At 61.4% G+C, this 22,619-nt stretch carries 27 protein-coding genes; 13 read left to right on the top strand and 14 right to left on the bottom strand.

The window, feature by feature from the left end; genetic code table 11:
- Positions 1 to 10: 10 nt before the first annotated feature.
- Positions 11 to 1,540, bottom strand: a complete 1,530-nt coding sequence (locus tag CW354_RS23685; RefSeq protein WP_207764811.1) for a hypothetical protein — start codon at positions 1,538 to 1,540, stop codon at positions 11 to 13.
- 113 nt (positions 1,541 to 1,653) lie between these two features.
- Between CW354_RS23685 and purD the strand changes: the two genes are divergently transcribed.
- The 5 genes from purD to CW354_RS13565 all read left to right on the top strand — a co-directional run bounded on the left by purD (position 1,654) and on the right by CW354_RS13565 (position 5,801).
- Positions 1,654 to 2,946 carry a phosphoribosylamine--glycine ligase gene (gene purD, locus CW354_RS13585; RefSeq protein ID WP_104830635.1) on the top strand — a complete coding sequence of 431 codons (1,293 nt, stop codon included), beginning with the start codon at positions 1,654 to 1,656 and terminating at the stop codon, positions 2,944 to 2,946.
- Positions 2,943 to 3,830 (top strand): alpha/beta fold hydrolase, encoded by an 888-nt coding sequence (locus CW354_RS13580; protein ID WP_104830634.1) that lies wholly within the window; start codon positions 2,943 to 2,945, stop codon positions 3,828 to 3,830. The genes purD and CW354_RS13580 overlap by 4 nt, the downstream gene beginning before the upstream one ends.
- On the top strand, positions 3,827 to 4,105 hold the full coding sequence (locus CW354_RS13575; RefSeq protein WP_104830633.1) for a TMEM165/GDT1 family protein: 279 nt from the start codon (positions 3,827 to 3,829) through the stop codon (positions 4,103 to 4,105). Before CW354_RS13580 ends, CW354_RS13575 begins: the two co-directional genes overlap by 4 nt.
- Before the next feature lie 18 nt (positions 4,106 to 4,123).
- Positions 4,124 to 5,185, top strand: a complete 1,062-nt coding sequence (locus tag CW354_RS13570) for a phosphotransferase family protein (RefSeq protein ID WP_207764810.1) — start codon at positions 4,124 to 4,126, stop codon at positions 5,183 to 5,185.
- 73 nt (positions 5,186 to 5,258) lie between these two features.
- On the top strand, positions 5,259 to 5,801 hold the full coding sequence (locus tag CW354_RS13565) for a hypothetical protein (protein WP_104830632.1): 543 nt from the start codon (positions 5,259 to 5,261) through the stop codon (positions 5,799 to 5,801).
- An 8-nt stretch (positions 5,802 to 5,809) separates the two neighbouring features.
- Here the strand turns inward: CW354_RS13565 and CW354_RS13560 are convergent, their stop codons facing one another.
- Positions 5,810 to 7,108, bottom strand: a complete 1,299-nt coding sequence (locus CW354_RS13560) for a lipopolysaccharide biosynthesis protein (protein WP_104830631.1) — start codon at positions 7,106 to 7,108, stop codon at positions 5,810 to 5,812.
- A 173-nt stretch (positions 7,109 to 7,281) separates the two neighbouring features.
- Between CW354_RS13560 and CW354_RS13555 the strand changes: the two genes are divergently transcribed.
- Together CW354_RS13555 and CW354_RS13550 are read left to right on the top strand one after the other, a co-directional pair.
- Positions 7,282 to 7,995, top strand: coding sequence for an HAD family hydrolase (locus tag CW354_RS13555; RefSeq protein ID WP_104830630.1), 714 nt, complete (start codon positions 7,282 to 7,284; stop codon positions 7,993 to 7,995).
- Positions 7,992 to 8,798: a nucleotidyltransferase family protein gene (locus tag CW354_RS13550; RefSeq protein WP_165793707.1), complete on the top strand. Its 807-nt coding sequence runs from the start codon at positions 7,992 to 7,994 to the stop codon at positions 8,796 to 8,798. Before CW354_RS13555 ends, CW354_RS13550 begins: the two co-directional genes overlap by 4 nt.
- Here CW354_RS13550 and CW354_RS13545 read toward each other — a convergent pair.
- Positions 8,795 to 9,964 (bottom strand): hypothetical protein, encoded by a 1,170-nt coding sequence (locus tag CW354_RS13545; protein WP_104830628.1) that lies wholly within the window; start codon positions 9,962 to 9,964, stop codon positions 8,795 to 8,797. The two genes, CW354_RS13550 and CW354_RS13545, sit on opposite strands and share 4 nt — an antisense overlap.
- A gap of 157 nt (positions 9,965 to 10,121) precedes the next feature.
- Positions 10,122 to 10,871 (bottom strand): VPLPA-CTERM sorting domain-containing protein, encoded by a 750-nt coding sequence (locus tag CW354_RS13540; protein WP_108723960.1) that lies wholly within the window; start codon positions 10,869 to 10,871, stop codon positions 10,122 to 10,124.
- 379 nt (positions 10,872 to 11,250) lie between these two features.
- Between CW354_RS13540 and CW354_RS13535 the strand changes: the two genes are divergently transcribed.
- Positions 11,251 to 12,951, top strand: coding sequence for an amidohydrolase (locus CW354_RS13535; RefSeq protein ID WP_104830626.1), 1,701 nt, complete (start codon positions 11,251 to 11,253; stop codon positions 12,949 to 12,951).
- Between the two features lie 266 nt (positions 12,952 to 13,217).
- Here the strand turns inward: CW354_RS13535 and CW354_RS23435 are convergent, their stop codons facing one another.
- Complete coding sequence (locus CW354_RS23435; RefSeq protein WP_165793706.1) at positions 13,218 to 13,637, bottom strand: VOC family protein; 420 nt, start codon at positions 13,635 to 13,637, stop codon at positions 13,218 to 13,220.
- A gap of 213 nt (positions 13,638 to 13,850) precedes the next feature.
- On the opposite strand from CW354_RS23435, the gene CW354_RS13530 reads away from it, so the two are divergent.
- Positions 13,851 to 14,297, top strand: a complete 447-nt coding sequence (locus tag CW354_RS13530; protein WP_207764809.1) for a TIGR01244 family sulfur transferase — start codon at positions 13,851 to 13,853, stop codon at positions 14,295 to 14,297.
- A gap of 8 nt (positions 14,298 to 14,305) precedes the next feature.
- Entirely contained in the window at positions 14,306 to 14,680 is a 375-nt protein-coding gene (locus CW354_RS13525) for a hypothetical protein (RefSeq protein WP_104830625.1), read from the top strand.
- A 13-nt stretch (positions 14,681 to 14,693) separates the two neighbouring features.
- Here the strand turns inward: CW354_RS13525 and CW354_RS13520 are convergent, their stop codons facing one another.
- Complete coding sequence (locus CW354_RS13520; RefSeq protein WP_104830624.1) at positions 14,694 to 15,047, bottom strand: hypothetical protein; 354 nt, start codon at positions 15,045 to 15,047, stop codon at positions 14,694 to 14,696.
- 125 nt (positions 15,048 to 15,172) lie between these two features.
- Between CW354_RS13520 and CW354_RS13515 the strand changes: the two genes are divergently transcribed.
- Together CW354_RS13515 and CW354_RS13510 are read left to right on the top strand one after the other, a co-directional pair.
- Complete coding sequence (locus tag CW354_RS13515) at positions 15,173 to 16,114, top strand: hypothetical protein (protein WP_104830623.1); 942 nt, start codon at positions 15,173 to 15,175, stop codon at positions 16,112 to 16,114.
- Between the two features lie 2 nt (positions 16,115 to 16,116).
- Positions 16,117 to 17,022, top strand: coding sequence for an MBL fold metallo-hydrolase (locus CW354_RS13510; protein ID WP_104830622.1), 906 nt, complete (start codon positions 16,117 to 16,119; stop codon positions 17,020 to 17,022).
- Here the strand turns inward: CW354_RS13510 and CW354_RS13505 are convergent.
- Entirely contained in the window at positions 17,014 to 18,414 is a 1,401-nt protein-coding gene (locus CW354_RS13505) for a flavin monoamine oxidase family protein (RefSeq protein WP_165793705.1), read from the bottom strand. The two genes, CW354_RS13510 and CW354_RS13505, sit on opposite strands and share 9 nt — an antisense overlap.
- A gap of 96 nt (positions 18,415 to 18,510) precedes the next feature.
- On the opposite strand from CW354_RS13505, the gene CW354_RS13500 reads away from it, so the two are divergent.
- Complete coding sequence (locus tag CW354_RS13500; protein WP_104830620.1) at positions 18,511 to 19,110, top strand: TetR/AcrR family transcriptional regulator; 600 nt, start codon at positions 18,511 to 18,513, stop codon at positions 19,108 to 19,110.
- Between the two features lie 74 nt (positions 19,111 to 19,184).
- On the opposite strand, the gene CW354_RS13495 is transcribed toward CW354_RS13500, so the two are convergent.
- From CW354_RS13495 to pdxH, 7 genes are all read right to left on the bottom strand, one after another.
- On the bottom strand, positions 19,185 to 19,565 hold the full coding sequence (locus tag CW354_RS13495) for a hypothetical protein (RefSeq protein ID WP_104830619.1): 381 nt from the start codon (positions 19,563 to 19,565) through the stop codon (positions 19,185 to 19,187).
- A gap of 133 nt (positions 19,566 to 19,698) precedes the next feature.
- Complete coding sequence (locus CW354_RS13490; RefSeq protein ID WP_104830618.1) at positions 19,699 to 19,911, bottom strand: hypothetical protein; 213 nt, start codon at positions 19,909 to 19,911, stop codon at positions 19,699 to 19,701.
- A 1-nt stretch (position 19,912) separates the two neighbouring features.
- Positions 19,913 to 20,071, bottom strand: a complete 159-nt coding sequence (locus tag CW354_RS23430; protein WP_165793704.1) for a hypothetical protein — start codon at positions 20,069 to 20,071, stop codon at positions 19,913 to 19,915.
- A complete protein-coding gene (locus tag CW354_RS13485; RefSeq protein WP_104830617.1) occupies positions 20,043 to 20,309 on the bottom strand; it encodes a hypothetical protein in 267 nt (88 codons plus the stop codon). The genes CW354_RS23430 and CW354_RS13485 overlap by 29 nt, the downstream gene beginning before the upstream one ends.
- Positions 20,310 to 20,373: 64 nt before the next feature.
- Positions 20,374 to 21,408, bottom strand: a complete 1,035-nt coding sequence (locus tag CW354_RS13480; protein ID WP_104830616.1) for an amidohydrolase family protein — start codon at positions 21,406 to 21,408, stop codon at positions 20,374 to 20,376.
- A 113-nt stretch (positions 21,409 to 21,521) separates the two neighbouring features.
- On the bottom strand, positions 21,522 to 21,917 hold the full coding sequence (locus tag CW354_RS13475) for a RidA family protein (RefSeq protein WP_104830615.1): 396 nt from the start codon (positions 21,915 to 21,917) through the stop codon (positions 21,522 to 21,524).
- A gap of 15 nt (positions 21,918 to 21,932) precedes the next feature.
- Positions 21,933 to 22,613, bottom strand: a complete 681-nt coding sequence (pdxH, locus tag CW354_RS13470) for a pyridoxamine 5'-phosphate oxidase (protein WP_423793530.1) — start codon at positions 22,611 to 22,613, stop codon at positions 21,933 to 21,935.
- Positions 22,614 to 22,619: the final 6 nt, after the last annotated feature.

Here is a 22,619-nt window from a genome sequence, read left to right as displayed (position 1 = left end):
TCCATGGAGACTAGTTGTTCTCTTCGGCCTCTTTAAGCTCCCTTTCGAGCTTTTCGATGTCTTCCTGTGACAATTCGCCGTCCTCGCGCAGGGTCCAGGAGGGCTCGAAGGGCGCCGGGCCGATATTCGGCCGGTTGCCCTCGACGCCGCGCATGAGATTGTCGTCGCCCGCATCGGGCAGGTTGTTGACGCTGTCCTGACTGCGGCGCGGATCGCGCAAATCCTCAAGCAACCGGTCCTCGCGCCGGGCCTCGATCCCGGCGGCAGCGGGACCGATAGTCGGCCCCGTGACGCCGTCGGCGCGCTCGCGCTTTAAGAGCTCCGTCGCTTTCGACCAGTCCTCGCCGCTGGAGCCCGGGGTCCAGCCGGAGCGGATTTCGGGCCGGCCGGCGCATTCCTTCTGTTTTTCCTCGTCGGTGAATTCCTCGGGGCAGAAGATCGCCACCACGCCGGAATCGCCGGGCAGGATCGCCGCCTCTCCCGGCGGCGCCTCGCCGGGCGCGGGCAGCTCCGCTGTCGGCAACTGCACGCGCGGCATGACGAAGGTGCGCCCGCCGAAGCTCGGCTCCTGATCGAACATGTCGTCGCCGGTGATTTCCGCATCGGACGGAGTATCGGACGGGGCTTCGGCCAGCGGCTCTTCAGCGAGCGGAACCTCCTCCAGCTCAGGCTCTTCGCCCTCGCTTTGCTCAAGCGCGGCGTCCTCGCCTTCGGTTTCATCGTCCCCGGGGATCTCTTCAAGGCCCGATTCCGGCGAGGCTTGCTCTTCCTCGACCGAGACGAGCGGCTCATCGGCTTCCTCTTCGGGCGCCTGCGGTTCTTGTTCGGGCTCGGGCGCGAGGTCATCCGCCGCCGCCTCGGGCGCGGCGTCGGGGATCAGCGGCGCCAGTTCTTCCGGCGGCGGCGCGAATTGCGGTTCGAGATCGAGATTGAGCTCCGGCTCTTCGGGCTCGGCGGGTTCCGGCGCCGGCTCCTCGGCGAGTTCGGGCTCCGGTTCGAGTTCGACGATCTCCGGCTCGGGCTCTGGTTCAGGCTCTGGCTCTTCGATGACTTCGGGCTCGGGCTCAGGCTCGGGGGTTTCCGGCTCCTGTTCGGGCGCCGGTTCCGGTTCGGGCTCGGGTTCGGGCTCCGGCTCCTCGACGATTTCCGGCTCGGGCTCCGGTTCGGGCTCAATCTCTTCCTCTTCCGGCTCCGGCGCCGGCTCGAGGTCCGGATCGCGCAGATCGATCTCGAAGGGCAAAGGCTCCACCAGCGTCACCTGAATGGTGTCGCTCGGCGCATTGGGGATCCAGATCCGCACCCGGGCGAAAGCCGACAGGAGCGTCAGGACGATGAGGTTGATGGCGAGCGCCAGGGTAATCGAGGCGGCGCGCTGGCGCCGGTCGGTGGCCCCGAGATAGTCGATAAAGCGCCCGCTGGCGCGCCCCCAGGGCCCGTAAACCCGCAGCCAGAAACGGCGCAGCGCCGCCAGCGCGCCGCCCTTGGCGGGCGCGGGTTTCGCCTTTTCCGGCGGGGCCGGTTTTTCCCCAGATTCGGTCATGCAATAGGAAGACAGCCGTCAGGGCGGTGATCGCGAGCCCGTTGATCGCGAAGCCGTTGATCCCGGGAACTGGGGCGCTTAAACGCGAGTGACGAAAAACGGAGAACGCCCAAGTGAAAGTCCTGTTGGTTGGCGGCGGCGGCCGGGAACATGCGCTGGCCTGGAAAATCGCGCAAAGCCCGGAATTGTCAAAGCTCTATCTGGCGCCTGGCGGCGCGGGGCTCAATCACCTTGGCGAAAAATTGACGTTTGGAGACGGCGAGCTTGAGGCGATCGCTGATTTCGCCGCCGAAAACGCCGTGGATCTGGTTGTGGTGGGGCCGGAAGCCCCCCTCGCCGCTGGGCTCGGCGATTTGCTGCGCGAAAAAAAAGACGTCGCCTGCTTCGGGCCGGGAAAAGCGGCCGCGCAGCTCGAATCCTCCAAAAGCTTCATGAAAGAGGTCGCGAGCGCCGCCGGCGCGCCCACAGCCGGCTACGGACGATTCGAAACGCCAGAGCCCGCCAAGGCGTTTCTGCGCGGCCAGACTGCGCCTTACGTCATCAAGGCCGACGGGCTCGCCGCCGGCAAGGGCGTCGTCATCGCCGAAACGCTTGAAGAGGCCGACGTCGCTGTTGACGAGATGCTCGGCGGCAAGTTCGGCGAGGCGGGCGCGGCCATCGTCATCGAGGAATTCATGCGCGGCGAAGAAGCGAGCTTCTTCGCGATCACGGACGGCGAAAACATCCTGCCGATGATCGGAGCCCAGGACCACAAGCGCGCCTATGACGGCGACAAGGGCCCGAACACCGGCGGCATGGGCGCCTATTCCCCGGCGCCGGTCTTCACCGACAAAGTCCGTGAACGGACGATGAAGGAAATCATCGAGCCCGTGGTCGCGGAAATGAAAAACCGCGGAACGCCTTATGTGGGCGTTCTTTACGCCGGACTGATGATCGAGGACGAGGCCCCGCGCCTTGTGGAGTTCAATGCGCGCTTCGGCGATCCCGAATGCCAGATCCTGATGCGCCGCCTTAAAAGCGATCTCCTGCCCGTCCTCTACAAGGCCGCGACCGGCGATCTCAAAGGCGCGACGTTAGACTGGTCTGAAGACGCCGCCGCCCTCGTCGTCATGGCCGCACAAGGCTATCCCGGCGCTTATGAGAAAGGGACCGAGATCAAAGGCGTCGAGACGGCGAACGAACTGTCCGGCGTCGTTGTCTTTCACGCCGGCACGAAAGAGGAAGATGGCAAACTTCTCTCAAACGGCGGACGCGTTTTAAACGTCACCGCCACCGGCCATGACATCGAAGAGGCGGTGGCGCGCGCCTATGCCGGGATCGCCGCCATCGACTGGCCGGACGGGTTTTACCGCAAGGATATCGGCTGGCGCGCGCTTGAAAGACGGGACGCGGAGACGCCCGCGTGATCGCGCTTGAAGAATGGCGCAAGGCCGCGCGGTTCAACCCCTGGGCGGGGCATCGCATCGCCTGCTGGACGCCGGACAATCCCGACCCGCAAAAGCCCTGGCTCCTCCTCATCCACGGCTACCCCACCTCATCCTGGGACTGGTCGGCGCTGTGGCTCGATCTCGAACCGCATTTCAATCTCGCCGCCCTCGACATGCTCGGCTTCGGGCTTTCGGACAAACCGGCGAACGTCAATTATTCGATCCTCGATCAAGCGGATATTCAAGAAGCGCTGCTCGAACGCATGGGCGCCGGCGAGGCGCATCTTTTCGTCCACGACTATGGCGACACGGTCGGCCAGGAATTGCTGGCGCGCCATAATGAACGCTCTTTGAGCTTCGCGTTGAAGTCCATGGTGTTTTTGAACGGCGGGCTCTTTCCCGAACAGCACCGCGCGCGGCCGATCCAGAAACTCGGGCTTTCCCCGCTCGGCCCCCTCCTCGGCATGATGATGACGAAAGAGAAATTCCGCGCGACCTTCGACAAGATTTTCGGACCCGACACCAAAGCCTCCGACGAGGAAATCGACGGCCATTGGGCGCTGATCAACGAGAACAAGGGCCGCAAAATCCTGCACAAGCTGTTGCATTACATTCCCGAACGCCATGCTCTGCGCGCGCGCTGGGTCGGCGCCTTGCAAGACGCGTCCGTTCCTTTGCGTCTCATCGACGGCGGCATGGACCCGGTCTCGGGCAAACATCTTTACGACTATTATCTCGAACAGGTCCCGAACGCCGACGCAGTCCTTCTCGAAGACATCGGCCATTATCCGCATACGGAAGCGCCGGACCGCGTGCTAGAAGCCTTTTTCGATTTCCACAAAAAACTGGGAACCATAAAATGACAGCCTTTCTCTCGATCTTCGTCACCGTTTTCCTCGCCGAACTCGGCGATAAGACCCAGCTGGCGACCGTCCTTTTCGCAAGCGACGGCGGCAAGTCGAAGCTGATGGTGTTTTCAGCAGCGGCGCTGGCGCTGATCGCCGCGACGGGGCTGGCGGTGCTCGCCGGGGCGGCGGCGGACAAATGGCTCTCCGCACTGCCATTGAAGCTTATCGCCGGCGCCGGATTTGTTATTATCGGCGGGCTCATGATCCTCGACCATTTCCGCGCCGCATAAAACAGACAGGGAAACGCCGTGACCGAAGCAGAAGACTTCACCGGACTTGGCGACACGCCGGAACATCTGAAATTCGACGAAGGCGCGCTCGACGCCTATATGCGCGAGAACGTCGACGGCTATGCGGGGCCGCTCTCGGTCAAGAAGTTCAAGGGCGGCCAGTCGAATCCGACCTATCTCATCACGACGCCGACGAAAAAATATGTCTTGCGCCGCAAGCCGCCGGGCAAGCTGTTGCCCTCCGCCCATGCAGTCGAACGCGAATACAAGGTGATGACGGCGCTCGGAACGCAAGACTTCCCCGTGCCGAAAACCTATGCGCTGTGCGAAGACTCTGAGGTGGTCGGCACGCCGTTCTTCATCATGGATTTCGTAGAGGGCCGCATCTTCTGGGATGCGAGCCTGCCGGACGTCGAAAAAGAAGACCGCAAGCCGCTGTTTCACGCCCTCATCGACACACTCGCGGACCTGCACAATGTGGATTACGAAAAGGCTGGCCTCGGCGATTACGGCAAGCCCGGCAATTATTTCGAGCGCCAGATCGGACGCTGGTCGAAACAATATGAAGCGGCGGAGACGAGCCCCATCGAGGAGATGAACAATCTCATTGAGTGGCTGCCGACCGCGATCCCCTCCGACGACGCCAACGCCATCGTTCATGGCGACTATCGTTTCGACAATGCGATCATGCACCCGACGGAGCCGAAAGTGCTGGCGATTCTTGATTGGGAGCTGTCGACTCTCGGTCACCCCCTCGCCGATTTCACCTATTTCCTGATGGTCTGGCACATGCCGAAATCGGTGCGCGGCGGGCTGTTGGGCGTCGACCTCGAAGCGCAAGGATTGCCGACCATCGACGAGGCGGTCGCACACTATTCGGCGAAGACGGGCCGCGACGGCGTGCCCGACGTCGATTTCTGCCTCGCCTACAACATGTTCCGTCTCGCCTCGATCATTCAGGGCGTTTATGCCCGCTCGCTGCAGGGCAACGCGTCGTCGCCGGCCGCGAAAGAAATGGGCGCGCAAGTGCAGCCCCTGGCCGCGCTGGCGTGGAGTTTTGCGCAGAAGGCGGGGGCTTAAGGCGCTAAATATTACTTGCAATGGCTTTCTTTACTTGTTTCACTTTAGTCGGGGCATGCGGGGGCACGAAACTATGATTTTCCGCTTTCTTTTCAGCAAGATATTTTTCGGGATTACTACTACAATTGCGATATTAGCTTTGCTTCAACGAGCAGAAGTTGTCAGCACCGCTGACGCAATTCAAACTATCGTTGATGCTTATATCGCTTTTAGCAATAGAGCATTTATTTGGCTAAACACATTGCCTTTTGGTTTAAATCTAAAAATTTCTTCAGCGGAATCACTCATGCTAACCTCTTTCATAGTGATGATCATGCCATTTTATACAACTAGCGCAAAATACAGCTCATCTCCAATTAGCGGAATTTTCACAAGCTTCTTAATGGTGCTCGCAGCGATATTTCTTTTGTCGCCGCTAAATGTCATTGAATTAGACAGGTCTTCTATAGGGCTCACTTTTATTTTTTCCTTTTTCTCTGGCGTTGGCACCCTTGTGACCGAAAGAAAGGCAGATAAAATTCCAGAAGCGGCAATAAATATTTTTGCTGCCTTTGGCATAATCGCCCTATTGTATTTTTCAAACCTGTTAGAAATTCTGCCTAGCACTGCCGCATGATATGACAGTTATGCCTTCAACAACGCCGCCAATAACACCGCGCTCAACACCGCCCAGCCGGTCATGATGGCGAGGGGAGCAGCGATGACGCCGACCGCCGTCAGCATGACAGCGAGAAACGCCAGATGCGCGGCGGCGCCGGACGCCTGCGCGCCCAGCGCCCAGCCGGCGCGCCCGCGCGCGAGGACGGCGCTCTCCAGCCCGAGCGCCGTAATCTTGAACACTTGTGCGAAGGCCATGAGCGCAATTAAGGGCGCGGCGGCGGCGAACGCCTCCCCCCCGACGCCGACAGCCAGCGGCCGGCGCAGCAGGAAAAAAAGCCCGATGACGGGAAGCGCGATCAGCACTGCCATGGCGATGGAGCGAAACGCGGTCTTCATCATGTCGCGCACGCCATTTTCCGCCTCGATGCGCGAGAGTTCGGGATAGGTCGCCTGATTGAACATGTTGACGGGCTGGGCGAGCACATTGGCGAGATTAAAGGCGAGCTTGAAAAGCCCCGCCGCGCCCGAGCCTAGGACGCCCCCGACAATCAGCAGGGGAACGTGATTGTGCATGAGGTCGATCGAGCTCGACAGGTTCGTCTTGATCATGAAGGGCAGCCATTCCTTGTCCGCTGGCTGCGCCGCCGCTCCCGTCAGGTTCGGCGTCAGCTTTTTCTTTTGAAGCTCGCGCCAGCCGAGAAACCACAGGCTGCCCCCGTAAACGAAAACCGACGCGATCCACACGATAAGAAACGCGCCAAGACCCGCCCCCGTCGCCCAGAGCACGATCGCGCCGACAAAGCGGATCGCCGGCATCAGCGTCAATTGCCAGCCGAGAATCTTGAAGCGGTCGTAAAGCCTGAGGACGCCGGTCGGCGTCGCGGCGATCAAAAACGGCGTTGCGAAACAATAGACGGTGATGAGCCCGCGAATATCGTCGGACCAGCCGAAGGCCCGGGCCGCGAAAGGCGCGGCCGCCAGCGCCACAACAACGGAAGCGACCGCGCTGATGATGTCGAGACGGATCGTATAGCGCAGGAGATCCTTGAACCGCGCCTCGTCGCCGGTCTTCAGCATCGGCGCGCCGAAGCGGATCACCGCCTGCCAGGACTGGAAACGGGCGAGCCCGGCCACGACCTCGGCATAGGCGTGGGCGAGCACGAGCGCGCCCATCGCCGCCGGCCCGAGGCTGCGCGCCGCGATGGCGAGATAGGCGAGGCTGAGGATCCCGGCCGCGGCCTTGCCGGAAAGCAGCGCGCCCGCATTCTTTAAAATGCGCGCGACCGGTCCCGCTGGTTCGCCTGCCGCCTCCGCGTCGCTCATCTTCGCTCCTGCCCCGCCCGAAGGACGGCCTTTCCAAGCTTCCGCACTAAGCGCACAATCCGCGCCAGATCAACGACGCGCCCCCGCCGGCTTGTCCCGGCTTGCATAAAGCGTTCGATTGACCCTAGGAATAAGCAGAAATTCCAATTGCTTAGAGAAGAGAGGACAGGCCATTGGCGCCCCCGCCGGACCGCACCGGGCTGAGAAACGCTGCGATTTTCGATCTCGACCGCACCATCACGCGGCGCGGGACCTTCACGCCGTTTCTTCTGTCCGTGCGGGCGCAAGGCCCGGCGCGTTTCGCCCTCTTCGCGCGATTCCTGCCGCATATGGCGCTTTATAAGACCGGGCGCCTCAGCCGCACGACGCTGAAAAACCGCATGCTGGCCATGGCGCTCGGCGGCTTCGAACGCGAAGAGATCGCCGCGCATGCCGACCGCTTTGTTGCGCAGATTATGACGGACGGCCTCCATGCCGATGCGCTTGCGGCGATTGCGCGCCATCGCGCCGCCGGCGACATGCTGATCCTGGCGACCGCGAGCGTCGACTTTTATGCGCGGCTCTTCGCGGAACGCCTCGGCTTCGACCATTGCATTGCAAGCCCGACCGATTTCGATGCCGCGCGCGATGCGCCGCCGCAGATCACCGGCGAGAATTGCTACGGCCTCGCCAAGCGCGCCATGGTCGACGCACAGCTTGAGGCGCTTTGCGGCGCGGACCGCGCGAAACTCAATATTGCCTTCTACACGGATCACATTTCCGATCTGCCGCTGCTTGAAAGCGCGGACGCGCCTTATGTCGTCAATCCCAAACCGGCCCTGCGCGCCCATGCGCAAAAAGCCGACTGGCCGATCTGTTCATGGATCGCGCAAGGCGGCAAAGCGTGACCGGCCACGATCCGCATGAGGCCGGCTACACGGCGATCGTCATCGCCGGCAAACGCCCCGGGACCGACCCGGTCGCCGCGGCGCGGGGGCAAACCTATAAGGCGCTTGTGGAGATTCATGGACAGGCGATGATTGCGCGGGTGCTTGACGCCTTGTCGCAAGCCCCGGCGATCGCGCGCATTGTTCTGGTTACGGAAGATGCGATCGGCCCGCTTGACGCCATACCCGGCGTCGCCGAAGCGAAAACCCGCCTTCCCGTTGAGCGGGTGCGCGCCGCGCCGACAATCAGCGCCAGCGTCTGCGCCGCCATTGAAGCGCGCGAAAACGATCCGCGCTTCCTCATTGCGACGGCCGACCATCCGCTGCTGACGAAAGACATGGTCAATGACTTCCTCGACCGGTCGCAAGGCAAGCCGGGCGTTTCCATCGCACTTGTCGCGCGCGAAACCATCGAGGACGCGTATCCGCAAATGCAGCGGACTTATCTTAAATTTCGCGGCGCGGAGGTTTCCGGCGCCAATCTTTTTGCAATCAATGACCGCTCGGGCCTCAACGCCGTTCGGTTCTGGGAGAAAGTCGAAGCCAACCGCAAACGGCCATGGAAACTCGCCGCGGCGTTCGGGCCGCTTAATCTCATCGGGTTCGCCTTGAAGCTGTTCTCCATCGACACGGCTTTCCGGCGCGCCGGAAAGATCGTCCGGTGTCCGGCGCACGCCATCCTCCTGCCTTACGCCAACGCCGCCATCGATGTGGACAAGCCGTCCGATCTCGAACAGGTCGAAGCGATCCTCGCCGCGCGTTAAGCCCTGTGTCTTTCCATAAAAGCAACAATGGCGCGCGCCGCCCGGACCGATGACGGCGTTTCCTGAAGATCGAACGTATAGGCGAACGCTTCGCGCTGGAGAGCCGCGTATTTTCGTTCATGCTCGGCCGGCGCGCGGGCGAGCGCCGCATCCAGCATCGCCGGATCGTCAATCACTTCGCCAAGCATCCAATGATTGTAGTTGGGATCGTCCCTCCATTGGGCGCCGTGCGCGTTGAGAAAAACGCAAGGGCGCGGACGGTAGATGAACTCGTAGACCTGGCTTGAAACATCGCCGAGATAGATGTCCGCCGCCATCGTATAGGTCATATCGGCGCTCGCCGGACTGCCTGTGTCGATCAGCATATGCGGACAGTCATAATAACGCTTCGGCAGGCGCTTGCGGATCGTCATGCTGAACTCTTCGAGCGAGACATGCAGCAGACGCTCAAACAGCATGAGATGCGGCGCGAAGATGAGATTGAATTTGTCCGACCGGTAAAAATAGTCCAGCACCGCCGCCCCGTATTTGTACCATGACGACAGGCGGGCGTCGAAATGCGGGTTATAGAGAACCGTCGGACGGTCATTGTCGAATAATTTCGGCGCGGCGCCGGAGAGAAGGTCGAATTTCGGATAGCCGACAATCTCGTAAGGGCGCCCCTCCAAAAGATGGGCGGCGGCGAGCCGGTCGCGAAACTTGGCGCCCGGCAACAACAGGAAGTCGAAAAGGGCGTTGTCGGCGTTGAAACTCAGCGACCGGTCGCCGGCGCCGTGCCGCGCGTAAATCATCGTCAGATCCGTCAGCCCGAAACGATGCTTGATCATGGCGCTGGTCTTTTCCGGCGTCACCAGCGCGTCGAGCGCGGCGAAGCGCTCGATATTCGACCGCAGGACGGCGACCTTTTTTATGGGCGCGAATTTGCCGAACAGCCTGTCGAGCGCCTTTGCAACCGGCCCGCAGTCAATTGGCGTGAAGCGGCAGCGCTGTCCGGGAAAATGCGCGGCGATCTTTTCCAGCTCGGCCATTTGCGCGGGGCTGGAAACCAGCAGCTCAACGTCAATGGCCGGGAAGTCCCGCGAAAGCGCGAACGCCGTCGGGGCGCTGTGAGCGACCTGATGAACGGCTTCATGATTGAACAGAAATCCGATGCGGCGCGGTTTCACGGGGGGTATCCGATAGGGAACGGGCGCGCTCCTATGGCACAAAAATCGCGCCGGATCGAGTGCTCTTGCGCACGCCCCCCTTACCATTGGCCTTCAAAAACCAAAAAAGCCGGCCCGAAGGCCGGCTTTTCGTTTCGCAGAGTGTTGCGAAGCCTGTTTAGGCGGTCTTACGGCGACGCGATGCGAAGCCGAGGCCGGCAAGGCCGGAAAGCAGCAGCGGAAGCGCCGCCGGAACCGGAACTTCGCTCACGGTAAGTTTCGCGACCGTGAAGCCGGAGCCCGGCGTAACCGCCGTCAGAACGAATCTGGCGCCTGTGCCGAGCACGCCCAACACATCGGTGTTGGTAATGTCGATCAGGCTGGCGGAAAGGAAGGCGTCCGCATCATCGAAAATCTCGAGGATGAACTCGCCGCAGCTGCCTTCGCCGCTGCCGTCAGACGTGTTGGTGCAGTTCGTGTCGCCGCCGGCGTTGAATTCAACATCGGTGACTTTCACAAGGTTGTCGAAAATGAATTCAATCGACTCGCCGGAATCGAACTGCGTCTGGTCGTCACTGCCAGAATCTTCAGACCATGCGCCGAGACCGGAGTCCGACGGCGCGATGTCCTGGATCAGACGCGTGGCCGTGCCGAGCGTCACTTCCAGCGTGTCCGTATCGGACACGGTGTCTTCATAAGCTTTAACCTGGAGGCCGTAGCCGTCCAGCGTATAGGAAAGCCCGGCATCGTGATCGATCGAGCAGAAGTCGCCGGTGGTGGCGCAATCTTCTTGGAAATCAACGCCGGCCGTGCCGAGCGGCGTCACATTATTGCCTGCGCCTTTAAAGACGAAGGTCGTCGCATTCGCCGGAACCGCCATCAGGCCCGCGGCGGCAAGGGCTGCCGCCATGTAGCGAAGGGTTTTCATGGTTTAGTCCCCCACTCAAACTGATTGATCCGGAAAACGCCGGAACCCGCGTCGTTAAAACTCCTTTAACGACAGTCCCCAATCTCAGCTTTTTCAGGGTTATGTCAAATAGTTTAGGGCGATTAACTACAAGTTTTTTGTTGCAACGCAACATTTAAGCGCATCCGGATCGGCGCATTCCCGCATAACGGGAAAATTAACCCCTCTCGGAAACGAAACCAGTTTTCAACAGCCCTTTTCAGCTCGCGGGTGCCCCTGGATTCGTCTCAAGGGATCGATTGCGGGGCCTTGCGGCGCCGGTTACACCGGTAATGTCGCCACCCTGGCCGCCTCTCCCGCGCCAGCCCTTCCCATGAAGCCTTTCTCAAGGAGTTCGCTCATGCCGCGTTTCGCCGCCAAATACGCCTTGTTCGCCCTTGCCCTGCCGGCCCTCGCCGCCTGCGGAGGGCGTGACGCGCCGTCTGCCGGCGCGGCGCCGGAAGAGGCCGCCAAGGTCGTGATTTTCACCGGCGGGCCGATTTATACGGGCGTCGAAGGCGCGCCGACGGCGGAGGCCGTCGCCGTGGCCGGGAGCGAAATCGTCGCCGTGGGGGACCGCGCGCTTGTGGAGGACGCCGCCGGCGACGCCGTGGAGCTCGTCGAGCTTGACGGCGCGGCGCTCTATCCGGGCTTCACCGACGCCCACGCCCACCTTCTCGGCATCGGCATGCGCGAGTTGACGCTCAATCTCGAGGAGGTCGGCTCGATTGCGGAGCTCGTCTCCATCATCGAGGCGAATGTCCAACATGCGGGCGAAGGCGAAACCGTTTACGGCCGCGGCTGGATCGAGACCGGCTGGCCCGAGGGCCGCATGCCGACCCGCGACGACCTCGACCCTGTGAGCCCGGACAATCCGGTGCTCCTCACCCGCGCCGACGGCCACGCGCTGGTCGCCAATTCCGCCGCCCTCGGCGCCGCCGGCATCGACGGCGAAACGCCCGATCCCGACGGCGGCAAGATCGAGCGCGACGAAACCGGCCGCGCGACGGGCATTCTCATCGACAAGGCGCAAGGGCTCGTGCGCGGCCTTCTCGGCGAGACCAGCGAGGCGAAAAAACGCGAGGGCTACGCGAAAGCATCGGCGGTTTACACGAGCTATGGCTGGACCGGCGTCCACGCCATGTCCGTCGATCCGGCGAATGTCGACATGATGGAGGCCCTTTCCGACGAGGGCGTCCTCAAGCTGCGCTCCTACAACGCCATCGACCGGGAAGGCCTTCCCGCGCTGATCGAAAGCGGCCCGCGCATCAATGAGAACGGCCATGTCGTCACCCGCGCCATCAAGCTTTACATGGACGGCGCGCTCGGGTCGCGCGGCGCGGCGCTGATGGAGCCCTATTCCGACCGCCCCGACACCAGCGGGCTTCTCCTGATGCAAAAGGACGAGGCGATGCCGATCCTCAACGACGCCCTCGAAGCGGGCGTTCAGGTCTGCACTCATGCGATCGGCGACCGCGGCAACAAGCTGATGCTCGACTGGTATGAAGAGGCCTTCGCCGCCCATCCGGACAAGACCGACATGCGCTGGCGCGACGAGCATACGCAAATTCTGCGCACGGAGGATATTCCCCGTTTCGCAGAGCTCGGCGTCATCCCGTCGATGGAGCCGAGCCACGCCATCGGCGATCTTTACTTCGCGGTCGACCGGCTCGGGCCGGACCGCCTTGACGGGGCCTACGCCTGGCGCGCGCTGATCGACGCCGGCTCGATCATCGCCGGCGGCTCCGACGCGCCGGTGGAGCGCGGCGATCCGCGCATCGAGTTCTACGCCGCCGTGGCGCGGCGCGGGATCGACGGCTATCAGGACGAAAACTGGCGCCCGGACCAGGCGGTGACGCGCGAAGAAGCGCTGAAAATGTTCACCATCTGGCCGGCTTACGCCGCCTTCCAGGAAGACATGCTCGGCACCATCGAGCCCGGCAAAAAGGCCGATTTCACGGTGTTTTCAAAGGACATCATGACAATCCCGGAAAAGGAAATCCTCACCGTCGAACCGGTGATGACCGTCGTCGACGGCGAAATCGTCTTCGACGGGCGCTAAGCCCCGAAAAACCTGCGCCCGGCGGCGCTAAAACCGCCGGGCGCTTGCCGGAAGGGCGTTCACTCCCCATCTATAGGGGACGATGACATTCTGGCTGTTTTTGATCCTGTTCCTGCTGGCTGTTTTCGTTCTTTGGAATATCTGGGTCGCGATCCGGTCGCTGGGCGATATTGGAGACGACGACTGACCGGCAGGAAGGCCGAAAGGCTCTTGAAAGAACCAGCTCCGCGCCTTTGCATTCATCATCGGGCGCGGAAAGCGCATCTTCACGTTGCGAACAACTGGCCCATATCGTCGAAATATTTGAACTCCAGCGCATTGCCCGCCGGATCGAGCAAAAAGAACGTTCCCTGCTCGCCGGGTTCGCCTTCAAAGCGCACATAAGGCTCGATGATGAAGTCGGTTCCCGCCGCAACAAGCAGGTCAGCGAGCGCCCGCCATTGCGCTTCGTCCAGAATGAGGCCGAAATGCTTCGCCGGGACTTTCTTCCCGTCGACCTCGTTCGTGACCGCGCGCCCGCATTCCTCCGGCGCGAGATGGGTCACAAGCTGGTGACCGAAAAAATCGAAATCGATCCATTTCTCGTCGCGCCGCCCGCGCGGGCAGCCGAAGAGATCGCCGTAAAACGCCTCCGCCGCAGCAAGATCGTCGACCGGGATGGCGAGGTGAAACAAGGGCGCGCTCATGAACTCTGCTCCTTTTCACGCCTTGCCCCTGCAGAGGAAGCCGTGCTTGCATTATCGCCTGCGACGCGCGAAATACCGCCCATGCGTCAATTGCGAAACCGACAAATTATGCGAACCGTCATGGCTTGCCTACTGGCCGCGCCCTTCGCATATGCGATTTTTTCAGGCGCCCCGCCGGCGGCGGCGAAATCTGCGGCGCATAAGGAGAAAGCCTTGCCAGACAAGTTCACATCCTTAAGGCCCGGATTTTCGGTCGCGCCCCAGCTCTCCGCCGCCGATATCGCCGAAGCGGCGGAAGCCGGCTACACGCTGATCGTCAATAACCGGCCCGACGGCGAAATGTTGGGCCAGCCGAAAAGCGCCGATCTCGAGGCCGCCGCGCGCGCCGCCGGGATCGCTTATGCGCATATCCCCGTGGACCGGCGCGGCGTCTCCATGAGCCATATTTCCGCCCTGAAAAATGCGTTAGCAGAAGCGGGCGAAAAAACCCTCGCCTTTTGCCGCTCCGGGACGCGCTCGACCGTGGTGCAGGCTTACCTCGCCGCATCCGAGGGACGCGATCCGGACAAGATCATCGCCGAGGCCGCCGAAGCCGGCTACGACATTGCGGGCCAGCGGCCCGCGCTCGAAGCGCTGAAAGCGGCGCATCAAGAGGACTAAAGCCTGAAATGACCCTGTTTGCGTTACTGTTGTCGATGGCGCTCCAGACTCCCGACCCTTACGCGGCGCCGCCTGTTCTGGGAGAGAAGTCCGCCTGCACCTGCCCCGCCTATAACGACTCCGACGTGACCATTACCGGCTTCGTGATCGACGCCGAAGTCATTCTCGGCGCCGACAGGCATTCGGTCGAAGACCGCATGGCGACGATTTTCGACGTCACCCAATCAAGCGATCTTGAGATCAGCGGGCGCACGCGCGTCTGGCACAATGTCAGCGAAGACAATTGCGGCGTCACCTTCGATTACGGAAAGAAATATTCCGTGCCCGCGCGCTATGACGAGAATGGCGATCTTGAAACCGACAGCTGCCTGATGGGCTGGTGAGGGCTGTCCGCTCTCAATAATGAATGATGATGCGCGCGCTCGACGCCGCCGCCGGAATGACGACGGTTTCCGTCAGCGTCACGCCGCAATGCAGCACGGCCATGTCGCGGCCGTCTTCATCCGTCGCGCGCCGGTCCTGGCCTTCGCCGCAATCGAGAAAGCTGCCGCGTTCTTTTTCGACCACGTAAAGATAGTTCGGCGGCGCAGCAACATAGGCGCGGTCGGTGATCCCGCCATGCCCGTCGCCAAGCGCAACGCCGCCGGCTGAACCTTGAGAATTTTGTGCGAGTGCGGCGCCCGGCAAGGTAAACGCCGCCAGCGCGATTGCGGCGGCGAGATTAAGCTTCTGTTTACGTTCGGCACACATGCGCGGCTCGTCGCAAAAGCCGCGCCGTCCGCCGTATTTCGCGCCTCTCGGTAATTTTATTTCCTTGTCAACGGGGAAGAAGCCATGTTCATTGCGGCAGGGGGCGGTTCCGAGGCGGAGCGTCGATGTCTATTTTTGGCGATTTTAAAATTAACGGTAATCAGCTCGTTGCGACCGAAACGGGCGCTGAAATTCCGCTGGATCGCGGCTTCGCCCGCGACGCGCTGAGGATCGCCAGCTTTGTCTGGCTGGTGAACGCGCTGCGGGCGACGCGCATGATGCGCGGGCGCGAACCGCGGGCCCGCATCTCCTTCTTTCCCAAAAAGCCGCGCTCTTATTATGCGGTCTGGCCGGTCTGCCAGCTCGCCGACATCAAGATCGTCGAAGATCCGGCGGAAGCGGACCTGCATTTTTATTTCGAGGACCGCGAATTCCTCACCGCGCCGCGCCTGGCGCCGACGGAAAAACCCGCCTTCAATGTCAACTGTTTCGACATCCGCAAAAGCGTCGTCTCGCGCATTTTCGAAGAAGTCTTCGGCTACAGCCTCGCTGTCGACCCAACGACGCATGAAGGCGTCGCCGTCGAGAAATCCGAACGCAACGGCAAGCATGACGGCCATATCATCGACTGTCCCATCGCTGCGAAGCAGCCCGGCCATGTCTATCAGCGCATGGTCGAAAATACCTTTGACGGCCGCGAACATGTGGACATCAGGACGCCCATCGTCGGCGGCAGGACGACGCCTTACGTCTTCCTAAAAAAGCGCACGCGCGAACTGCGCTTCACCAATGACAATCACCGCGTCGATCTGGCGCCTATCGACGCCATGCTGTCTGCAGACGAGCAGGAAAAGATCGCGGGTTTCGCCGCCGCCATGCATCTCGATTTCGGCGGGCTCGACATTCTGCGCGACCGCCATGACGGACGCATCTATATCGTCGACGCCAACAAAACCGATATGGGCCCGCCCGCGGCCATGAAATATCAGGACAAGCTCACCGCCATGCGCGCGCTCGCCGAGGCCTTCGCCGCCGCCATCGACGCCAAGCTGGGACAGCAGGTCTAAAATTGGCCTCTATTCCTTTCGTCAAAGACATCGACTTTGCGCATGGGCGGTCCGACCGCGTCGCGCCGGGCGTGCGGCGCGTCATCGCGAACAATCCCGGCCCCTACACCTACACCGGGAGCGGGACCTATATTATCGGCGAAGGCGAGGTGGCGGTCATCGATCCGGGCCCGGACGATGACGCGCATCTCGAAGCCCTCCTCGCCGAATTGAAGAGCGAGCGCGTCAGCCATATCCTCGTCACCCACACCCACCGCGACCATTGCGGCCTTGCGATGAAATTCGCCGCCGCGACCGGCGCGCCCCTCCTCGGTTTCGGTGCGCACCCGGTCAAAGAGCAAAAGCACGACGCCCCGGCGCTCGACGAAGGCGCGGATTATTCATACGCGCCGGATGAAACCATCGGCGACGGCGCCGTCATCGAGGGGCCGGACTGGCGCATCGAAGCGGTGCACACGCCCGGCCATCTCTCGAACCATCTGTGTTTCGCTTTGCCCGACCAAAAAGCGCTGTTCACCGGCGATCACATCATGGGCTGGGCGACGACCGTTGTGGCGCCGCCCGACGGCGATATGAACGCTTATCTGACGAGCCTCGACACGCTGCTCGCGCGCGACGACGAGATTTATTTCCCGACCCATGGCGCGCCCATTAAAAACCCGAAGCGCTTTGTGCGCGCGGTCAAAACCCACCGGCTGATGCGCGACGCGCAGATCCTCGAGCAACTGAGAAAAGGCCGCTCGACGATCAATGAGATTACCGCCGCCATGTACGCCGATGTGGACAAGCGCCTTCACGGCGCGGCGGCGCTCAACGTCCTCGCGCATCTAATCCGCCTGACGCAAAACGGCGTCGTCACAAGTGACGGCGCGCCGGGCATGAACGCCAATTACATACTTTCAGACTAGGATTGCGTTTCGTTTTTTCGGCGCGGAAAGCCCTGCGATTTGCGCCGCGGCGCGTTGTCCGCTGCGATAGGCGCCGGAAACATTGCCGGCGTCGTCGTCTGAAACGATGGCTTCGCCGGCGAGAAACAGCGTGTCGTCAACAGGCCGCGCCAGAATATCGCCTTCATCGAGGCGCGCGCCGGGCTTTCGGTGCGAGTAGGAGCCGCCAGCCAGCGGATCCGACGCCCAGCGGGTAACGGCTGCGCCGTCAGGCTCCGGCAGCTTAAGGCCAAGCGCCCGCTCGAAATCGCGATGCAGTCGTGCCGCCGCTTCTTCATCGCTCATGGTTTCAAGACGACGGGACGTCGCGCCTCCGGTTAACCCAAGCAAAACCGGCGCGCCGGAATAAACCGGATGATTGGCGATAATCGCCGGCAGTTCGCCACCGGCCAGCACAAAATATTCACTATCTACAGGCCATGAGACGGATGGATATGACAAGGCGATCTTGTTCAACAGCCCCATGCCAAGACGGTCGAGAGCGGCGCGCGCATCGGCCGGCAATCCTGGCGTCAACCTGATCGCCTGACGCTTCAACAGTCCTGCAGAGACTGTGAGAACAACCGCCGCCGCTTCAATTTCGCCATTATTCGTCACGATGCGCGCTGCGCCGCGGCTCCATTCAATTTCTCTGACATGGGTGGACAAGCGTACTTGCAGATCTTTCGCCAGATAGTCGGCGAATGTCTGCATGCCGCCGGTCATGAACCACTCATGATTAGGCAACTGCTCACCGCCGAGAAAGAGCGATTCCATCGCCTCTTCATGCAGCGGAACAGCGTATTGCGTTTCAAGGATCATGCGATAGGCCTCGCCGCTCAGCGCATCGACTTCGCCCGCAACGGCTTCCTCCCAAACATCGCCAATGCTTCGCCCGGATGCGCCCCCGCCGAGACGCCAGCGCAGATATGGCCAGAAAAGCTGCGACTTGAACCGATCGGCAATATCGAGCTCTTCATAAACTTGCGTGATCGGTTTCTTTTCAACCATCGATCCAGACAGTCCGAACACATCCACATTGTTATAATCGGAAATATTGAAAGCGAGGCCGCTCTCGCGCGCGAGACCAGCCAGCGCGTTTTTCGCCCCGGAATGCAGCCATGAAGCGCCAAGGTCGACCGGCGCCGGCGTCGTTTCCTTCGTCCAGGCGCGTCCGCCGATCCGGTCTCGCGCTTCGACAATCTCAGTCGCATAACCGGCTTTTCGCAATGCGCGCGCGGCGCCGATCCCGGCAAAGCCGGCGCCGACAATGACGACCTTCGCCCCCGGTTCAACCCGCGGCCGCCGGGCGCAACCGCAGCCAAGACCCGCAGCGCCAGAGCCCAGCAAAAAATCACGGCGGCTTGTGGTCATGGCGGCGCTTCCCTTATCGGATTTGCAACCTGTCATATGACAGGTTATTCAATCTGTCAATTGACAGAAACAGCGACTTGAGAAAAGCCGTTGAGCATGACGAAAACGAAGAAAACCAGTGCAGCGAACCGCAGAGCAGAGATCATCCGCGAAGCGCGCACGCTGATGATCGAACAGGGATACGGGGCCTTAAGCTTGCGCGCCGTTGCGGAACGCGTAGGGATCAAGCTTGCGTCACTGCAATATCACGTGCCGACCAAGTCCGCCCTTCTGGCGCTTCTGATCGAGGATGCTGTGGAACACTATCGCTCAGTCCTTATCGGTTTTACGGAGGACCGTAAAAGTCCGAAAGAAACGTTCGATGCAGCGATGTACTGGCTGCTGGAACCCTCGCCCGAATGGAACGAGGTGACGCGATTCGAAATTCAATTCTGGGCGCTCGCCTTCGTCGATGAAACGGCTGGGGCTGCGCTTGATGAATATCTCAGCCTCTATCGCGACTTTCTGGCCGATCTGACCCGACGCCTCAATCCCAAACTGTCAAAAGCACAGGCCAGGCGACGCGCGCTGGCGATCGCAAGCCTCCTGGAAGGATCGATGCTGTTCCATGGGCCGCGACCGATGCGCGCCGCGCCGCCACGCAGCACTCTCAATGATCTCGTCGCGGCGGCGCGCGCAATCGCGCTTGCGCATTGACAGCTATAGAACACTGAACACAAAAAAGCCCCTGCGCCAAAAGGCAGGGGCTTTCATTTCAGAACGGTCAACGCTTAAGCGTTCTCTTTTTTGTATTTCTTGTCGAACTTCTGCCAGTCTTCCACCATCTTGGTTTCGACTTTGACGGTGCGGTTGAACTCGTCGAGCGCCGCCTGACGCGGCTCGACTTCAAGCTCCTCATTTTCAGAAACGGCCGTCAGGCATTCGCGATATTCGTTGAGCTTGCCCTGGTAAGCCTTGATTTCTCCGATCGTCGCCGAGCGATCTTCAGCGGTCGCTTCTTTCGGATCGGGCATTTCCGGCGCCGCAACCATGAGCTTGCACTCGCCCACCTGGGCCACCGGCTCGGCCGGCTGCATCTCTTCTTCCTCAGCAAAGGCCGCGCCCGCCATGGCCATCAGCCCCGCTGTCGCCGCCATCATTGCTTTTTTCATCGTCCGTCTCCTTCCTGAACTCTCAGATCGTCGCCCCCTCCGCCGGGGCCTAAAGGGGACACCATAACGGCAAGCGGCGGCGTGGGGCAAATTTCAGCGCTGTTTTTCTCTCTTACAGTCTCGCAATATTGATTTAGGCGGCAAGCAGGACCCGCCGCGCCTCGGCGATGAGGCGGCGCTGAACGTCCGCTGGCGGACCTTCGATCTCCGCCGTGCGCTCAAGGAGAGCGACAAGCTGTTTTTTCTCCTCATCGGTGCAGATTTCGGTCACCGGCCGCAAGATCTTGCGCACGCTGTTGCCGGCGTCGTTGATCTGCCCGACGGCCCCGCGCGCGAACGCGCGCAAATTATAACCAGACCGCCTTCGCGGTCGGGCGGCCGAACGCATAAAGCCCTTGCGCGGTTTCCTCGTCCGCTTCGAAAACATCGCGCATATCCGCAACAATCTGCGCCGCTTGCCGGTCGGTGACGGCGCCGTCATAGGCGGCCATCTGATAGAGCAACACGGCGGCCGCCCAGCCGCGAAGGCGGCTTAATAATAACCTGCGCGCATTCGCGCGCGGGGCGCGGGTCGGAAAGGTTTTCGATGAGCCGCTGATCGACCCGGCGGTTCCATTGTCCCCGGCGGATGACGCCTTTGACATCGCCAATCGCCTCGCGGCCTTCATTCGCTGCGCGCATGAAATAGGTGAATGCCCAGAAGGCCGCCGCCAGCGCGCCGAGAATGGCGATGATGATGTGCATGGGCCTCTCCCCGCATCCACGGCAAGATTACGGGAATCGTGCGCGCCCGGCAATCTGTAAAAACCTAGCCCAGCGGCTTGATGTGGAAGACGCGCTCGGCGTTTTTGTGCGCGACCTTGGCTTTTGTCTCGTCATCGAGGGGCGCCGACCTGATGAAATCCACCGCTGGCTTCATGGGCTGGTAAGGGTAATCGATCGCCCACAGAACATTGTCGGCGCCGAGCTTCTTGATGGAGTAATCGAGCGCCAGAGGATCCTCGACGCCGCTCGTGGTGATGACGAAATTGCGCTGAAAATATTCCGCCATGGTGAGCGATGTTTTCGGCGCCCGTCCGCCTTCCTGGGCGCGGGAGTTCATGAAATTGAGACGCCAGAGCCAGAATGGAATCGCCTCGCCCATATGGCCGATGCAGATTTTCAGTTTCGGGAAATGATCGAAGACGCCGGAGGTCATCATCCGCACGGCGTGCGTGCCGGTCTCGACGCCATAGCCCCACATGGCCGAATCCATGCCGTAATCCTGCAACGGGCCCTTGAGGCCGTAAGACGCCGCGCGCGGGTGAATATAGATGCAGGCGTCCAAAGCTTCCGCCGCCTCGAGGAACGGCCAGAATTTCGGATCATCGAGATATTCGTCATTGGTGTGCGAGTTCAAAATGAAGCCGTTGAGCTTCAGATCGTTGATCGCCCGCTCCATCTCCTTCGCGGCGCGCTTCGGCGATTGCGGCGCGAAACTCGCGAGCCCCGCAAAGCGCGCCGGATGGCGCTTGCAGATATCGGCGAGCGCGTCATTGGCGAGCGCCGCCAGATCCGTCGCCGTGTCGGCGTCGAACATCTGCACCCCCGGCGCGGTCAGCGACAGGAGATGCATGTCGATGTCGAGCTCGTCCATCTGTTTCAGGCGCCGGTCCTCAACATCGAGGAGGCCGTCGAGGAAGTTCAGGGCGTCATAGCCCTTGCTGGCTCCCGCGTCGTAAATGCCCCGGACGAGGAGCTTGTCGAGGGACTGGCTCGGGCCGCGCGCGACCTCTTTCAGCGCCGCGGCGACTTCAGGGATGGAAAAAGCTTCTTCCGTCGCAATTGTTCTGAGTTTGGCCATTGTTTCCTCTCCTTGGCGCGGTGTTTTGCGGCGATGTTACGCCGCTGCGCCAGAGGGACGCTCCGGAAGAGGAAACCAGAAAAGAAAATCGGCGCAGTCTCTCCGCGCCAGCCTTAAGGCTTTTCCACCGCTGTTGCATTCATGGTCAACAGCGCGCCATCCTTCGGCAGGGCGGCTGCTTCAAACACAGAGCGGGCCGGATGGTGCTCGCCCAGAATATCCGCATAGACAGCGTTCATTCGGTCGAACAACGCCATATCGGTCAGAAAAATATTGATGTGCAACACATGCTCAAAATCCGAGCCCGCATCCTCAAGGATGGTGTTGATCGCTTCCAGGATCTGCGCCGTCTGGCTTTCAACATCATCGCCGGCAAGCGCGCCGGTTTCGGGATCGACGCCCGCAATCGCGCTGATGGAAATAAAATCCCCGGCTTTTGTGTAATGCGAGTAAGGCCCGATGGGCTTCATCAGGTCGGGCAGCGTAAAACTTTCTACCGAACGTCCCATGCGGCCTTCCTCCCGTCACGGATAAAGATGTTCCTTTGTCCAGGGGGACGAAACATCTTCTCGGGCGTATAAAAGCCGCTCGTGAAGACGGAAGGGCCGGTTCACCCAAAATTCAATCTGCACTGGCTTTATTCTGTATCCGGACCAGTGCGGCGGGCGCGGAATCTCGCCAAGACCGAATTTCGCCGTCTTCGCGGCCACGGCTTTTTCCAGCGCAAAGCGGCTTTCCAGCGGGCGCGATTGCTGCGAGGCCCAGGCGCCGATACGCGAAGCCCGGGCGCGGGAGGCGAAATAGGCGTCGGCCTCCTTATCGCTCACCGGCTCCACACCGCCCCGGAAGCGCACCTGGCGGCGGATCGACTTCCAGTGAAACACGACGGCGGCTTTCGGATTGGCGGCGAGCTCGCGCCCCTTGGCGCTTTCCAGATTTGTGTAAAAAGTGAGCCCGCAGGCGTCGACATCTTTCAGGAGCACCATGCGCACGTCGGGCATGCCGCTCTCGTCCACGGTGGCGAGCGCCATGGCGTTGGGATCGTTCGGCTCCTTCTTGCGGGCGAGCGCCAGCCACTCGGCGAAAAGGGCGACCGGATCTTCAATCGTGAAGACGTCGCCCTGGTCCTCGTCGACCGCATAGGCCTCTTCCGAGGGGCTCGGGGGAATGAGATCGGACATGTCGGCTCCTCGGAAGCCCCCCATGGCCGG

The sequence above is a fragment of the Hyphococcus luteus genome (assembly GCF_002943565.1).
Classification (GTDB): Bacteria; Pseudomonadota; Alphaproteobacteria; order Caulobacterales; family Parvularculaceae; genus Hyphococcus; species Hyphococcus luteus.
The sequence above is the reverse complement of the archived record's forward strand: the minus strand, read 5'-3'. Positions and strand labels throughout refer to the sequence as shown.